Source organism: Frigoribacterium faeni, from assembly GCF_007988805.1.
In the GTDB taxonomy this organism is placed as follows: Bacteria; Actinomycetota; Actinomycetes; order Actinomycetales; family Microbacteriaceae; genus Frigoribacterium; species Frigoribacterium faeni.
The window spans coordinates 48,150-62,216 of the sequence record NZ_BJUV01000010.1; the positions used below are offsets into that span (position 1 = coordinate 48,150).

Here is a 14,067-nt window from a genome sequence, read left to right on the forward strand (position 1 = left end):
CCGTGAGCGACGTCACGGCGGCGGTCGGCGACGTGTCGGGCGGCGCGGGCGGCGGCTCGAGCGGCGGCGAGGCGGGCACCGGGGCGGGCTCCGGCACCGGCCTCTACGACACCAAGCGCGACGACAAGGTCGTGACGGTCGATCTGCCGGTGGGCTCCCCGCTGGCCGCGGTCGACGGGGTCGTGTCGGTGGCGCTGCCCGGCCGGGGCGGCGCGCCTGGTCGGGTGACGGCGGTCGGCGCCGCCGCGGTCGACGAGACCACGGGCAAGACGACGGTTCCGGTGACGGTGTCGCTCGACGACCCCGCGGCAGCCGGCGATCTGACCGACGCCTCGGTGCAGGTGGACTTCGTCTCCGAGGTGAAGGAGGACGTGCTGCACGTGCCGGTGCTCGCCCTGGGCGCCGCGGTCGGCGAGGGGTTCGTCGTCGAGGTGCTGCGGTCCGACGGCTCGACTAAGGCCGTCCCGGTGAAGGCCGGCCTGTTCGCCGGCGACCGCGTCGAGGTCGTCGGCGACGTCGAGGCGGGCGACGAGGTCGTGGTGCCGGCATGAGCGCCGTGATCGAGCTGGACGACGTCTCGCGCGAGTACGGTCGGCCCCCGACCACCGCCTTGTCGTCCGTCTCCCTGCGCGTCGACCGCGGCGAGCTCGTCGCGATCGTCGGCCCCTCCGGCTCGGGCAAGTCGACGCTGCTGAACATCCTCGGCACCCTCGACCGGCCCAGCTCGGGCACCGTGCTCGTCGACGGCGTCGATGTCGCCGCGCAGAGCGATCGCGAGCTGTCCGCCCTGCGCGCGCACCGCATCGGCTTCGTGTTCCAGCAGTTCCACCTCAGCGAGGGCGTCAGCGCCACCGACAACGTCGCGAACGGCCTGCTCTACGCCGGGGTCCCGCTGCGGCGGCGTCGAGCGCGGGCCCGCGAGGCGCTCGAGCGCGTCGGGTTGGGCCACCGCCTGACCCATCGGCCGAACCAGCTCTCCGGCGGCGAGCGCCAGCGGGTCGCGATCGCCCGGGCCGTCGTGCACCGGCCCGCGCTGCTGCTGGCCGACGAGCCGACCGGCAACCTCGACACGAGGGCCGGCGAGGGCATCGTGTCGCTGCTCGGCGAGCTGCACGCCGAGGGCACCTCGATCGTCGTGATCACCCACGACGTCGAGCTCGCCGAGCGGCTGCCCCGGCGCGTGACGATCCGCGACGGTCGGCTCGTGCACGACAGCGCGGACCCCGACGGGACGGGCCGAGGAGGCGCGGGTCGCGACGACCGCGCGGCCCCGGCGAGCGCCGACCCGCGACCCGACACCGGCCACGCGGACACGACCCTCGCGGCGGCGACCTCATGACGGCCTCGACGACGCGCTCGCGCCTCCTCGGCTCGGACGTCGCTCGACTGGGCGTGTCGGGGCTGGTGTCGCGACCGACCAGGGCGGTGCTGTCGGCGCTCGGCATCGCGATCGGCATCGCGGCGATGATCGCCGTGGTGGGCATCTCGACGTCGAGCCGGGCGGAGCTCGCGGCGACCCTCGACGAGCTCGGCACGAACCTGCTCTCCGCCTCGCAGGGGAAGGACGTGTTCGGCGAGGCCGTCGACCTGCCGCTGACCGCGGAAGCGTCGGTCGGCCGGACCCGGGGGGTCGAGTCGGCGGCGACGACCGGCACGGTGGCCGACACCGGCGTCTACCGCAGCAGCGCGATCCCCGCGGGCAACACGAACGGCATCACCGTGCGCTCGGCGTCGCCCACGCTGCTCGAGGTGCTCGACGCCTCGGTGGCGGAGGGCGTCTGGCTGACCGAGGGCACGGCGCGGTACCCCGTGGTCGTGCTCGGCGCCGAGGCGGCGGCACGGCTGGGCGTCACCGAGCCCGGGAGGCACGTGCTGATCGGCGGGTCCGCCTTCGTGGTCGCGGGCATCCTCGAGCCGGTCCCGCTCGCGGCCGAGATCGACTCGTCGGCGCTGATCGGCGAGGAGGCCGCGGAGGCGCTGGCCGGATCCCCCGTGCACCCCACCTCGGTCTACGTGCGCGCCGACCCCGACCGGGTCGAGCAGGTGCGAGATCTGCTGGCGCGGGCGATCCAGCCGAAGAACCCGACCGAGGTCGAGGTGACGCGGCCGTCCGACGCCCTGGCGGCGCAGCAGGCGGCCGACCAGGCGTTCACCGGGCTGCTCGTCGGCCTGGGCGGGGTGGCGCTGCTGGTCGGCGGGATCGGCGTGGCGAACACGATGGTGATCTCGGTGCTCGAGCGGCGCCGCGAGATCGGGCTGCGGCGCGCGCTCGGGGCCACGAGGGCGCACATCCGGCGGCAGTTCCTGGCCGAGGCGCTGTTCCTGTCGCTGCTCGGAGGGGTGGCGGGCGTGCTGCTCGGGGTGGCGGTCACCGCGCTGTTCGCCGCCCTGCGGGGCTGGCCGCCGGCGATCCCGCCGGTGGTGCTCGTCGCCGGACTCGTCGCGACGCTCGTGATCGGCGCGCTGGCCGGGCTGTGGCCCGCGGTGCGGGCGGCGCGGATCCCGCCGACCGAGGCGCTGCAGTCGTGAGGCGCGGGCCTCACCACCAGAAGGGCTCCTGCGGGCGGTAGTGCTCCTCGAGGCGGCGGACGTCGTCGTCGGTCAGCTCGACGTCGAGGGCGGCCACGGCGTCGGCCAGATGGTGGGGCTTCGTCGCACCGACGATCGGAGCCGAGACGACGGGGTTGCGCAGCACCCACGCCACCGCGATGCGGGCCATCGGGACGTCGTGCTCGGCGGCGACCTGCTCGACGGCGTCGATGATGGGGCCGTCCTCGGCGGCGTCGAACGCCTTCGCGACCTCGTCGACCGCCGACCGCTCGGTGTCCACGCCGCGCGGGCGCGTCAGCCGGCCCTTGCCCTGGGGCGAGTACGGGACGAGCCCGACGCCGAGGTCGGCGCAGAGCGGGATCATCTCGCGCTCCTCCTCGCGCTTGAGCAGGTTGTACTGGTCCTGCATGGTCGAGAACGGGGTCCAGCCGCCGACCGCGGCGGCCGTCTGCAGCTTCGCGAACTGCCAGGCGAACATGCTCGACGCGCCCGTGTACCGGACCTTGCCGGCCCTGACCAGGTCGTGGAGCGCCTCCATCGTCTCCTCCACCGGTGTCTCGGGGTCGAAGCGATGGATCTGATAGAGGTCGATGTGGTCGGTGCCGAGGCGCGTGAGCGAGGCGTCGACCTGCTCGAGGATCGCCTTGCGCGACAGCCCCGAACCGCCGGGGCCGTCGTGCATCCGACCGCTCACCTTGGTGGCGAGCACGATGTCCTCGCGTCGGGAGTACTCGCGCATCGCGCGGCCGACGAACTCCTCGCTCGTGCCCTGCTGGTAGACGTTCGCGGTATCCCAGAAGGTCACGCCGAGCTCGACGGCCTGGCGGAAGAACGGCCCCGACGCCGCCTCGTCGAGCGTCCAGGCGTGCATGCCGCGCGTGGGATCGCCGTAGCTCATGCAGCCGAGGCCGATGCGGCTGACGCGCAGGCCGGTGGTGCCGAGACGTCCGTACTTCATGCTCGTGGCTCCTTCGTGGAGGGGGTCGGGGACGGGGCCGACGCGGCGTGCGGGTCGGAGGCGTCGACCGGGTGGGCGGCCTCGGAACCGGCGTGCGCGGCGTCGGGCGCGGCCCAGCTGGCGAGGAGGCGGAGGCGCTCCTCGGTGGGCGAGCCGGGCTCGGCGCTGTAGATCAGGAAGTTCAGACCCGGGCGGTCCATCGGCTCCATGGCCTCGTAGACCATGTCGAGTCGACCGACGACCGGGTGGTGGAACCGCTTCTGACCCGACGAGTGGTGGCGCACCTCGTGGGCGCCCCAGCGCACCCGGAACTCGTCGCTGCGGGTGGACAGCTCGCCGACGAGATCCTGCAGGGCCCGGTCGTGGGGGTCGCGGCCGGCTTCGGTGCGGAGGATGGCGACGTTGATGTCGGCGGCGACCGACCACGACGGGTAGAAGGCCTCGGCGAGCTCGCGCTGGAGGAAGACGAAGCGCGCGAGGTTGACGGGCCGCTCGTCGAGGGCGTAGAGGTCGCTGTACAGGGCGCGGAAGAGGGCGTTCTCGGCGAGGACGTCCATGCGGCCGTTGCGGACGAAGGCGGGACCGGTGGTGACGGCGTCGAGCACGAGCTGCATGCTGCGCGACACGGCCTCGGGTGCGCGGCGCCGGCGGGAGCGGACCGGAGACTCGTTGGCGGCCCGGGCGAGGTCGGCGAGGTGCGACCGCTCGGCGTCGTCGAGCAGCAGGGCGTCGGCGATCGCGTCGAGCACCGTGTCGGACACTCCGCCGAGACGCCCGCGCTCGAGGCGCGTGTAGTACTCGACGCTGACGCCGGCGAGCAGGGCGACCTCGTTGCGGCGGAGCCCGGGCACGCGCCTCCCCGGCCCGCCCGGCAGCTCCACCTGCTCGGGGCGGATGCGTGCACGACGGCTGGTGAGGAAGTCGCGGATCTCGCTCTCGGTGTCCATGCGTCCACGGTAGGGCGACGCGCCGCCGCGTGGGATGCCCTGGCGGTGACCCTCAGGAGGCGCGGGGCGTGTCGTGCCGGCCCGCGCCTCCCGCGTGCGGTCGCGCCCTCAGCCGAGCAGGGTCGCGCGTCGGCTGCGGGCCCAGTCGGCCACCGACCGGGCGGGCCGGCCGGTGAGGCGCTCGACCTCGTCGGTCCGGACGTCGATGCCGTCGAGGCCGCGGCGGGCGACCCGGCCGAACTGCTGACGGAGCCCCTCGGCCTGCCAGGCCGGCACGCCGTTCACCCGCAGGACGGCCGCGAAGGCCCGGCTCGGCAGATGGACGTAGCGGACGGCCCGGTCGAGGCCGGTCGACAGGGCACGGGCCAGGCCTCGGCCGTCGAGCAGCTCGGGACCGGTGATGAGGGGCTCGGCGCCGTCGTGGACGGCGTCCTGCAGCACCCGCGAGACGACCCGGGCGATGTCGGCGGTGTCGATCCAGGGGATGACTCCGCGACCCATGGTCTGCGGCAGGAACCCGCGCCGGATCGCCGGCGCCGACGACTCGAGGTTGGTCAGGAAGCCGGAGGGACGCACGAGGGTGAAGGCCAGGCCGCTCGCTCTCACCTGCTCGTCGATCCGCCAGATGGCGTGGGCCCAGGGCAGGGGCGAGTGCTCGGCCGCGTCGGCCCCCGAGAGGTGGACGAGGGCGCGGACGCCGGCATCGCGAGCGGCCCGGACGCCGTTCGCGCCGTGCTCGGCCTGCCGCCGGGTGGCCGCCGTGACGAGGAACAGCTGGTCGACCCCGTCGAGGGCGCGGGTCAGCGCGGCTCGATCGCCGAGGTCGGCGACTCGGGCGTCGACGCCGTCGGACCGCAGGGCCTCGGCCTGCTCCGGCCGTCGCACGATCGCGCGGACGGGCGCCCCCGCCTCGCGGAGGAGCCGCAGGGTCTTGCCTCCGACGTCGCCGGTCACACCGGTGAGTGCTGTCACATCCGCCATCGCGCCTCCAAGTATCAACTAACTGATACTGAACCCTACGCCACTACGATCGATGCATGTCCGCGCCGTCCTCCCCGTCCCGTGCCGACGTCGACGGCATCGCCGCCTGGACGGTCATCCGTGCGGCGCGCGAGCTGGCCCGTCGACTCGCGGTCGAGCTGGAGCCGCTGGGGCTGAGCCCGGTCGAGTTCGGAGTCCTGGCGCAGCTGGCCGCAGCCGAGGGTCCGGGCCAGGCGGACGGGCCGGGCCAGGCGGACGGGCCAGGCCAGGCCGGCGGGCTCAGTCAGGCCGATCTCGCGCGGGCCGTCGGAGTGCGACCGCAGAGCATGACGACGCTCGTGGCGGGGCTGACCGGCCGCGCCCTCGTCGAGCGGAAGGGCGTCCCGGGCCGAGGCCGGCATTCGCGCCTCGGTCTGACCGATGAGGGCCGGGCCCTGCTCGCCGACGCCTGGCCCCTGGTCGTCGCCAGCCGAGGCTGGTTCGCCGGCGACGCCGCGCAGGCCGACGCGGTGGTGGCCGCACTGCACCCCTTGCTCGGGAGCGCCCGCGGCGGTGTCGACGAGGTGCCCTGACGCCGACCTCGTGGCCCGGGCCGAGCTGCGACCGTCGAATCGACGGGCCGCCGGGTCAGGGCCCGCTGAGTCAGGGCCCGCCGGGTCAGGGCCCGCCGTCTCCGGCCTTCGGCGTCGAGCGCACATGGACGGTCGGGCTGAAGACGACGCCGCGGGGTGCGGGGACGGTCACGTACGGACGGGCGTCGGATCCCGCCCGACGGCCGTAGGTCATCACGTGGCGCGGGACGAACTCGCGGTCGTCGGCCAGCGGGTAGTAGCCCCGGTGCTCCTTCCGGATGAGGACGGCGAGACCGTCCGCCGCACCGTCGAAGACGAGCATGGTGCCGCCGAGTGAGGTCGGCCGGGTCGCGACGACGCGACCCCAGACGATGAGCTGTCCGCCGGCGAACCGCGCGGCCGTCGCCTCGGCGGCCGGGACGATGAGATCGCCGCCGGGCATCCACGGGCCGCCCGGCAGGGCCGCCTCGACCGGGAGGTCTCCGGCGAGCGCGGCGTCGAGGAACGCGGAGAGCGAGTGCGGATCCTCCGTGGGGCGCGGGGGCGCCGAGCGGTCGACTGCGGAGCGGCGGGTCCGGTCGCCGGGGACGGAGTCGTCGGGCCGGCGGCGGCCGTCCGGCCCCTGGCGCGGCTCGTCGTCGTCGAGCCGGAGCCGCCATCTCGTGGCCCGGGGGCCCTGGGCGACGACGTGGCCGCGATCGCCCGGCGCGTCGGCGGAGCGGAGGGAGCTCCTGCTGCAGGAGTCGATGTGCGTGCCGGCGAAGTACGGCGCCACGAGCTCGCTCTCGAGGGCCCGGGCCGTGAGCGGGCGCCGGCACTCGACCCCGTCGGGCGTGGCGCCGGCGCACCGCCATCCGGCCTTCGGCAGCCCCTCGCGCGCGACCTGCGCGATGGTCACGACCTCGTCGCGGGCGTCCAACGCCTCGTCATGCACCACGCGCCTCCCCGTCATCGCTGCCTCAGCATGGCGCACCGGCGGCGGATGCCGCCAGCGTCGCGATCCGCGCTCAGGGTTTCCGGGCGACGCGCACGTGACGACACCCCTCTCGTTATTGACACTTATCCGTCTTAAGTGACAACAGCGCAGGAGTTATTGACACTTATCCGCCGTAAGTGACAACAGCGCAGGAGTTATCGACACTCATCGCCGGCGCCCGGCAGGACCGCGGCGAGCCGCGTGAGCACGGACCCGACCGTGTCGAGCGTCGCGTCGTCGTATCCGTCGAGCGCGGCCTCGAGCGCCGCCGTCGACGGATCGAGGAAGACGGCCGCGCGCTCTCGAGCCGCCTCGGTGCTGCGGAGCGTGACGATGCGCCGATCCCCGCTCTCGCGGCTGCGGGACGCGAGACCGCGCTCCTCGAGCCGGTTGATCAGGGCGTTCGTCGCGCCCGAGGTGAGGTCGACGCGGGAGGCGAGGCGGCTGGGCGAGAGCGGCGACCCGTCGTACTCGGCCCAGATGATCTCGCCGAGGGCGGTGCCGTCCACGGTCGGGAGGTCCATGTGGCGGGCGAGCTGCCGCGTGGACTCCTGGTAGCTGAGGGCGTAGTGGCGCAGGGCCTCGAGCGCGTGCCTCCTCGGGGTCGTCATGCTCGATCCTCTCATCGACGGGCCGGGCCGAGTGCCCGGCGCGGTTCAGGCGCGGAGCTGCGGGTACTCGGCCAGCGTGGGGACGTGCTTCTCGCTCGTCAGCAGGTTGGCCTGGAAGAAGGCCCGGACCGGCTTGGACGCGGTCACGCGGTGCATGGTCCGGACCGCCGCCCGACCCGGGGCCGACGACGGATGCATCACCTTGGCCCCGCCGCGCGGCAGGCCCTGGGCGCTGTCGGCGTACCGGCGCATCTGCTGCTCGTAGCTCGAGAAGGCCCGCGCGGGCTGGTCGGGCGTGGCCGCGAGCTCGCCGGCGAGGATGTGCGCGCCGACGAGCGACAGCGTCGTCCCCATGCCGGTCGGGCCGGAGCCCCAGGCGGCGTCGCCGACGAGGGCGACGCGCCCCTTGCTCCAGGTCGACATGACGACCTGCTCCATCCGCTGCGTGTAGAACTCGTCGGGGCGGGCCGAGAAGCCGTCGAGGATGCGCTCCGTCTGCCAGCCTGCACCGCGGTAGCGCGCGCGGAGCAGCTGCAGCTGGGCGTCGACGGGCAGCTGCTCGAAGCCCATGGGCTCGGACTCGAACGACATGCTCGCGCGGATCGTGCCCTCGTTGTCCGGTCGGACGGACGCGACGCGGCCGCGGGTGCCCGTGAACCAGTCCCAGGTGTCGACGTCGTCGGGGCGGCGGTCGAGGGTGCCGTAGGTGATGCTGACGCCGAAGTCGCGCAGCTCGGTCTCGTCGGAGAAGAGGAGGCGCCGGGTGCGTGAGCTGCGCCCCTCGGCCACCAGGAGCAGGTCGAAGCGCTCCTCGGCACCGCTGTCGAACGTGACGTCGATGCCGGTGGCGTCCTGGTCGACCCCGGTGACGAAGTCGCCGTAACGGCGTTCCACCTCGGCGGGGACGATGTCGACGAGGATGCCCGCGAGGCGACCGCGCAGGATCTCGACCTCGGCGGTCGGGCCGTCCTGTCCCTCCTCCTTGGGGAACACGGCGTAGGCGCGGCCGGTCTCGTCGACGAAGCGGGTGCCCTCCTCGCCGGTGAGGTTGGCGAGGACGGTCTCCTCGACGCCCATCCGGACGAGGATCTCGCGACCGAGACCGCGCACGTCGATGTTCTGGCCCGTCTCGCGCGGCTCGGCGGAGCGCTCGAGCAGGACGACGTCGAAGCCGGATCTCGCGAGACCCCAGGCGAGGGCGGGGCCGGCGATGCTCGCCCCGGTGACGAGGACGCGCGGAGCAGAGTTCGGGGTGGTGGGCATGGGGGCCTTCCGTCGGTGGTGCCGTCCGGCCACTGTATCGAGATCACTTCACTGTGAAGTCACTTCACAGTGAATGCAGAGGTGGTCGCGACAGGACAGGCGCGGTGACCCACTCCCGCACCAGGGCGGTGAAGCCGGAGGGCGGCACCTCCGCCTCGATGAAGAGGCGGCCCTTCCGCGCCCCATCGGCAAGCCGGTGCAGGAGTCGCGCCGCGTCGAGTCGGCTTCCCGCCAGGGGTTCGTCGTCGAGCCGCCAGCCACCCGTGTCCGTGTCCCCGTACTGGTTCCTGATGGAGAGCAGGTGGTGCAGATCGGTGACGTCCTTCGGCTCCGACCTGTTCGCCGTCGCATTGGCCTTCAGGATCACGGCAGCCTCGACGGTGGGCACGGAGACATCGAAGCGATCCTCCCGCCCATCGGTGTAGACCACTGTCACGTCGATGACGATCGGCTCGCCACTGAGCGCCAGGGCGAGTCCCGGGGTCGCATCGTAGGCACGCCCTCCGACGATCAGGGGTCGGAACCGGCCATCCAGGCTGGGGACGAGCAGGTCGATGGCTCGATCCCCCCGCACGAGACGGTTCCCGCGTTCCGGCTTGTAGCCGGCGGCCATCAGCCGCTCGTGGACGACCTCCGTCCCTGCGATCTCCGCGCTGATGCCCGCATCAGCGTCACCCGTCCTCCGGGGCACCAGGTCACCCACAGGAAACGCAGCGAGGAGCAGTCCGGCCATGTGCCCGCCGACCATCCGGGCGTCGGCCCTGTCCGCGGTCGCACGAACAGCGTCTGCGAGCGACTCGAAGGCCATGTCGTCGGCATTCGAGACGCTGGGGATGACGCAGGTACGCCGGATCACGCGTCGCCCCAATGGAAGAGAGCGCGCTCCTTGAGGCGCGATATCGCGTCCCGAGCATCCGGGCCTGCTGAGCGGGCCACCTCCCACGCGGTGATGATCGGGTCGGTCAGCCTCGGGGGGCCATCGGCCCACGCGGCAGCCGTGGCGAAGACCGTGGGATCGTCGGAGACGACGACCTCCAGCGTCGGGATCGCGCCTGGACCGGTCGGAGCGAATCGGGCGGAGAGGTCGAGGTCCGAGGGGGCGTAGAGCACGGCCAGTCGACTCCGGCGCCAGGGCGCCGACTCGTCGGCGGCCACGTCGCCGGACAGCAGCGTCTCCGTATCCCCCGCGACAGCCTGGGCGCGTTCGACCTGCTCGCGGGGAGATGCGACAGCGGTCCAGGGGCGCCGGAGGCCGCGCATGCCGGGGTACTCGGCGACGAGGCGATCCCAGAGGCCGCTCGGGTCAGTGACAGTCCAGGAGCCGCGGCCGCCGCCGACTCCGTGCGGGGCGAGCGCTCGAAGTGACTGCTGGACGACCTGCTGGGTCACCCCGGCTTCCTTCGCGAGGGTCGCCTGGCCGCGCGGCTCGGCGGTCCTGAGCAGCGCCCGACCGACCGCCATGCGCCCCCATGCCACTCGGCCGCCGCGCCTCGTCGGACTGGCCGGCGTCGCAGCCGCTTCGTAAAGGCGCTGTCCCCCGCCGACGATCGCGCGACGCTCTCCCGTCGCCACCACCGCCACCAGGGGGTCGGCGAGGGCTCGGGCGGCGAGAGATGCACTGGCGTGATCGACGACGTAGAGCACACCGGCGCAGTCGCCCTTCCGCTTCACGGCGTCGAGATCGCGCTGGACGCGGCTCGGCGTCGGTGGGGCATCGAGGACGAGGGGTCGCAGTCGCCACACGCGCTCTCCCGTCGTGACGTCGACTCCACCCCTGGTGGGGTAGCTGGCACCGATGCCGAGGTCGTCGAGGAGGGTCATGCCGTCCGCCATCGTGGGGCTCATGGCGATACTTTACAAGTTAACTCACGGAAAAGCGATCAAACTTGTAAATACCTTTCGGTGATGACGAGAGCACTGGACACCCATCGCCCCCGAGCGCGTCGAGGATCAGCTCTCGGGGATCGTGAACTGGCCGGGAGGCCGGACCGCGTCGGGGTCGGGGCCGCCGCGGGCTCCGAGGTCGAGGGCGTCGATCGCGGCGAGCTGCTCGGCCGACAGCTCGAAGTCGAAGACGTCGATGTTCTCCGCGATGCGCTCGGGCTTGACCGACTTCGGGATCGCGCTGCGCCCCTGCTGGAGGTGCCAACGCAGCATGACCTGCGCGTTGCTCTTGCCGTGCTCGGCACCGATCCCGGCGATGACCGGGTCGCTGAGCGGGTTCTTCGACGTCCCGTCGCTCCAGCCCGGGTAGAAGGTGATGCCGCCGATCGGCGACCAGGCCTGCGTGACGGTGCCCTGGGCGGTGTCGGCGGCCTCGTTCTCCTTCTGGGCGAAGTAGGGGTGCAGCTCGATCTGGTTGACGGCCGGCACGACCGAGCTGCCCTCGGCCAGGCGGGCGAGGTGCGTGGGCGTGAAGTTGCTGACGCCGATCGAACGGACGCGGCCGTCGGCCAGCAGCGTCTCCAGGGCGCGGTACGCCTCGAGGGTGACGTCGAACTGCCACGGTGCGGGCTGGTGCAGGATCAGCAGGTCGAGGGTCTCGACGCCGAGCTTGCCGGTGCTGACATCGAAGGCGTGCAGGGTCTCGCCGTAGCCGTACTGGCTGATCCAGACCTTGGTCTCGATGAAGACCTCGTCGCGGTCGACGCCCGAGGCGCGGATGCCCTCGCCCACCTGGCGTTCGTTCATGTAGGCGGCCGCGGTGTCGATGTGGCGGTAGCCGGTGCGGAGCGCCGCCTCGACGGCCGCCGCGGTCTCGTCGGCCGAGCTCTGGAAGACGCCGAGCCCGAGAGCGGGCATGCGGACGCCGTTGTTCAAGGTGATGAAGTCCATGGTCCGAACCTACGACCGCACCACGCCCCCTGAGGGGTTCTGAGAGTACCGGTCACGGCAGCAACTCCCGCGCCGACCGCCGCGAGCACAGGATCGGACCATGACCGATCTCGAGGACGCACCCCGCACCGGCACGACCCCCACCACTCCGGTGGTGCACCGGACCGCGATCCTGGCGATCATCCTGGTCACGTACTTCATGATCATCCTCGACAACTCGATCATCTTCACCGGGCTGCCGTCGATCCAGGCCACCATGGACTTCTCCCCCACGGGCCTGACCTGGGTGCAGGACGCCTACACGCTCGTCTTCGGCGGGCTCCTCCTGCTCGGGGCCCGGGCCGGCGACATCGTCGGCCGTCGCCGCCTGTTCATCATCGGCCTCGTCGTCTTCTCGGTCGCGTCCCTCCTCGTCGGCGCAGCCCCCTCCGGTGACGTCATGGTCGCCGCTCGCGCCCTGCAGGGTGTGGGCGCGGCGATCCTCGCCCCGTTGTCGCTGTCGCTCCTCACCGCGACGTTCCCCGAAGGCCGGGAGCGCAGCCGCGCCGTCGCGCTCTACGCCGCCGTCGCCGGCATCGGTGCGAGCGCCGGCATGGTCGTCGGCGGCGTCCTGGCCGACCTCATCTCCTGGCGGGCCGGGTTCTTCCTCAATCTGCCCATCGGCGCCGTGATGATCGTCCTCGCCGTCCGGTACCTCGTCGAGCTGCCCCGGGCCCGCGGCCGCTTCGACGTCGTCGGCGCGGTCACCGCCACACTGGGCGTCGGCGCCCTCATCTTCGGCATCATCAGCTCCTCCGAAGTCGGCTGGGCGTCACCGCGGACGCTCGTCTCCCTCGCCGTCGGCGTGCTGCTGCTCGTCGCGCTGGTCGTGAACGAGGGCCGCGTCGAGCAGCCGATCATGCCGCTGCGACTGTTCGCGAGCCGTGCCCGGTCCGGTGCGTACGCGATCCGGTTCCTGTACCTCGGCGCGATGATGGGGTTCTTCTTCTTCACCACGCAGTTCCTGCAGGAGGTGTTCGGCTGGAGCCCGCTGCAGGCCGGCCTCGGGTTCCTGCCCATGACGATCGTGAACTTCGCCGTCGCGCTCTCGGTCCCGCGCCTCCTCGACCGCCTCCCTTCCGTCGTCGTGCTCGGGGCCGGCGTCGCCGTCACCTTCGCCGGCATGCTGTGGCTCAGCCGTGTCGACCAGGGCGATTCGTTCGTCACCGGCGTCGCCCTGCCGATGGTGCTGATCGGCCTGGGCCAGGGGCTCGCCTTCGCACCGTTGACGAGCTACGCGCTCGTCGGCATCTCCGGTGCCGACGCCGCATCGGGTCTGCTCAACACCTTCCACCAGCTCGGCAGCTCGCTCGGCCTCGCCGTCCTCGTCGCCGTCGGCACGAGCGCGGCCGCCGCCGCGGGTGGAGCAGACCCCGTCGGGGTCCTCAGCCGGCGGGTCGAGGTGGCCCTGACCGGGTCGAGCGTGATGATCGCGATCGCGTTCCTCGTCGTCGTCCTCGTGGTCCTCCCCGGCGACCTCGCCCAGCGGCGCGGACACGACGGCCGGGCCTGACCACCCGCATCACACGAACCCACTCCCGAGAACAGAGGAACCCATGCCCACCACCACTCCCCTCACCGTCCTCGCCGTCGGCGCGACCGGCAGCGTCGGCCGCCACGTCGTCGCCGAAGCCGTCCGCCAGGGCCACGCCACCCGCGCCCTGGTCCGCGACGCCTCCCGCGCCTCCCGCCTCGACCCGTCGGCCGAGACCGTGGTCGGCTCCCTGACGAGCGTCGACGATCTCCGCCGCGCCCTCGACGGCGTCGACGCGGTCGTCTTCACCCAGGGCGCCGCCTACGGCAGCTCCGACGCCGAAGCCGTCGACTACGGAGCCGTCGCGAACGTGCTCCGAGCCCTCGACGGCCGTCCTGTCCGCATCGCGCTCATGACCGCGATCGGCGTCACCCGCCGGGCCACGACGCACGACTGGAAGCGTCGCAGCGAACGCCTCGTGCGTGCCAGTGGCAACGCCTACACGATCGTGCGGCCCGGCTGGTTCGACTACAACGACGACGACCAGCTGCAGAACGTGTTGCTGCAGGGAGACACCCGTCACGCCGGCGACTCCTCGGACGGTGTCATCGCCCGCACGCAGATCGCCCGCGTCCTCGTCGACAGCCTCACCAGCGACGCCGCCGACCACACCACCTTCGAGCTCGTCGCCGAGCGCGGCGCCGCGCAGACGGACCTCGAGCCCGTCTTCGCGACCCTCGACCGCGACGAGAGCCTCGACGGCGTCCGCGACCAGCAGAACCTGCCCGTCGACGCCGAGCCGACGTCCGTGCAGGCCGACCTCCGCGACCTCGGGCGCTCCTGACGCCCGGGACGACTGCC

At 72.9% G+C, this 14,067-nt stretch carries 15 protein-coding genes; 6 read left to right on the forward strand and 9 right to left on the reverse strand.

The window, feature by feature from the left end; genetic code table 11:
- Positions 1–2 precede the first annotated feature (2 nt).
- The 3 genes from FFA01_RS06460 to FFA01_RS06470 are packed head-to-tail and all read left to right on the forward strand — an operon-like array spanning position 3 to position 2,529.
- Positions 3–551 carry an efflux RND transporter periplasmic adaptor subunit gene (locus tag FFA01_RS06460; protein ID WP_146854181.1) on the forward strand — a complete coding sequence of 183 codons (549 nt, stop codon included), beginning with the start codon at positions 3–5 and terminating at the stop codon, positions 549–551.
- Entirely contained in the window at positions 548–1,339 is a 792-nt protein-coding gene (locus FFA01_RS06465; protein WP_146854183.1) for an ABC transporter ATP-binding protein, read from the forward strand. The genes FFA01_RS06460 and FFA01_RS06465 overlap by 4 nt, the downstream gene beginning before the upstream one ends.
- A complete protein-coding gene (locus tag FFA01_RS06470) occupies positions 1,336–2,529 on the forward strand; it encodes an ABC transporter permease (protein ID WP_146854185.1) in 1,194 nt (397 codons plus the stop codon). Before FFA01_RS06465 ends, FFA01_RS06470 begins: the two co-directional genes overlap by 4 nt.
- A 10-nt stretch (positions 2,530–2,539) precedes the next feature.
- Here FFA01_RS06470 and FFA01_RS06475 read toward each other — a convergent pair whose 3' ends face one another.
- From FFA01_RS06475 to FFA01_RS06485, 3 genes are all read right to left on the reverse strand, one after another.
- Entirely contained in the window at positions 2,540–3,508 is a 969-nt protein-coding gene (locus tag FFA01_RS06475) for an aldo/keto reductase (protein WP_146854187.1), read from the reverse strand.
- Positions 3,505–4,455: a helix-turn-helix transcriptional regulator gene (locus tag FFA01_RS06480; RefSeq protein WP_146854189.1), complete on the reverse strand. Its 951-nt coding sequence runs from the start codon at positions 4,453–4,455 to the stop codon at positions 3,505–3,507. Before FFA01_RS06480 ends, FFA01_RS06475 begins: the two co-directional genes overlap by 4 nt.
- 108 nt (positions 4,456–4,563) lie before the next feature.
- Positions 4,564–5,427, reverse strand: a complete 864-nt coding sequence (locus FFA01_RS06485) for an NmrA family NAD(P)-binding protein (RefSeq protein ID WP_167627303.1) — start codon at positions 5,425–5,427, stop codon at positions 4,564–4,566.
- Between the two features lie 65 nt (positions 5,428–5,492).
- Here FFA01_RS06485 and FFA01_RS06490 point away from each other — a divergent pair, with 65 nt between their 5' ends.
- Positions 5,493–6,008 carry a MarR family winged helix-turn-helix transcriptional regulator gene (locus FFA01_RS06490; protein WP_146854193.1) on the forward strand — a complete coding sequence of 172 codons (516 nt, stop codon included), beginning with the start codon at positions 5,493–5,495 and terminating at the stop codon, positions 6,006–6,008.
- Positions 6,009–6,093: 85 nt separating this feature from the next.
- On the opposite strand, the gene FFA01_RS06495 is transcribed toward FFA01_RS06490, so the two are convergent.
- The 6 genes from FFA01_RS06495 to FFA01_RS06520 form a co-directional block, all read right to left on the reverse strand.
- Positions 6,094–6,945, reverse strand: coding sequence for a hypothetical protein (locus FFA01_RS06495; protein ID WP_146854195.1), 852 nt, complete (start codon positions 6,943–6,945; stop codon positions 6,094–6,096).
- Between the two features lie 194 nt (positions 6,946–7,139).
- Positions 7,140–7,595: a MarR family winged helix-turn-helix transcriptional regulator gene (locus FFA01_RS06500; RefSeq protein WP_146854197.1), complete on the reverse strand. Its 456-nt coding sequence runs from the start codon at positions 7,593–7,595 to the stop codon at positions 7,140–7,142.
- A gap of 45 nt (positions 7,596–7,640) precedes the next feature.
- Positions 7,641–8,858, reverse strand: coding sequence for an FAD-dependent monooxygenase (locus FFA01_RS06505; protein WP_146854199.1), 1,218 nt, complete (start codon positions 8,856–8,858; stop codon positions 7,641–7,643).
- Between the two features lie 64 nt (positions 8,859–8,922).
- Positions 8,923–9,714: a hypothetical protein gene (locus tag FFA01_RS06510; RefSeq protein ID WP_146854201.1), complete on the reverse strand. Its 792-nt coding sequence runs from the start codon at positions 9,712–9,714 to the stop codon at positions 8,923–8,925.
- Entirely contained in the window at positions 9,711–10,703 is a 993-nt protein-coding gene (locus tag FFA01_RS06515; RefSeq protein WP_146854203.1) for a hypothetical protein, read from the reverse strand. Before FFA01_RS06515 ends, FFA01_RS06510 begins: the two co-directional genes overlap by 4 nt.
- Before the next feature lie 105 nt (positions 10,704–10,808).
- Positions 10,809–11,693: an aldo/keto reductase gene (locus tag FFA01_RS06520; protein WP_146854205.1), complete on the reverse strand. Its 885-nt coding sequence runs from the start codon at positions 11,691–11,693 to the stop codon at positions 10,809–10,811.
- 100 nt (positions 11,694–11,793) lie between these two features.
- On the opposite strand from FFA01_RS06520, the gene FFA01_RS06525 reads away from it, so the two are divergent.
- Positions 11,794–13,245 (forward strand): MFS transporter, encoded by a 1,452-nt coding sequence (locus FFA01_RS06525; protein WP_146854207.1) that lies wholly within the window; start codon positions 11,794–11,796, stop codon positions 13,243–13,245.
- Positions 13,246–13,288: 43 nt separating this feature from the next.
- Complete coding sequence (locus FFA01_RS06530; protein ID WP_146854209.1) at positions 13,289–14,050, forward strand: SDR family oxidoreductase; 762 nt, start codon at positions 13,289–13,291, stop codon at positions 14,048–14,050.
- Positions 14,051–14,067 lie beyond the last annotated feature (17 nt).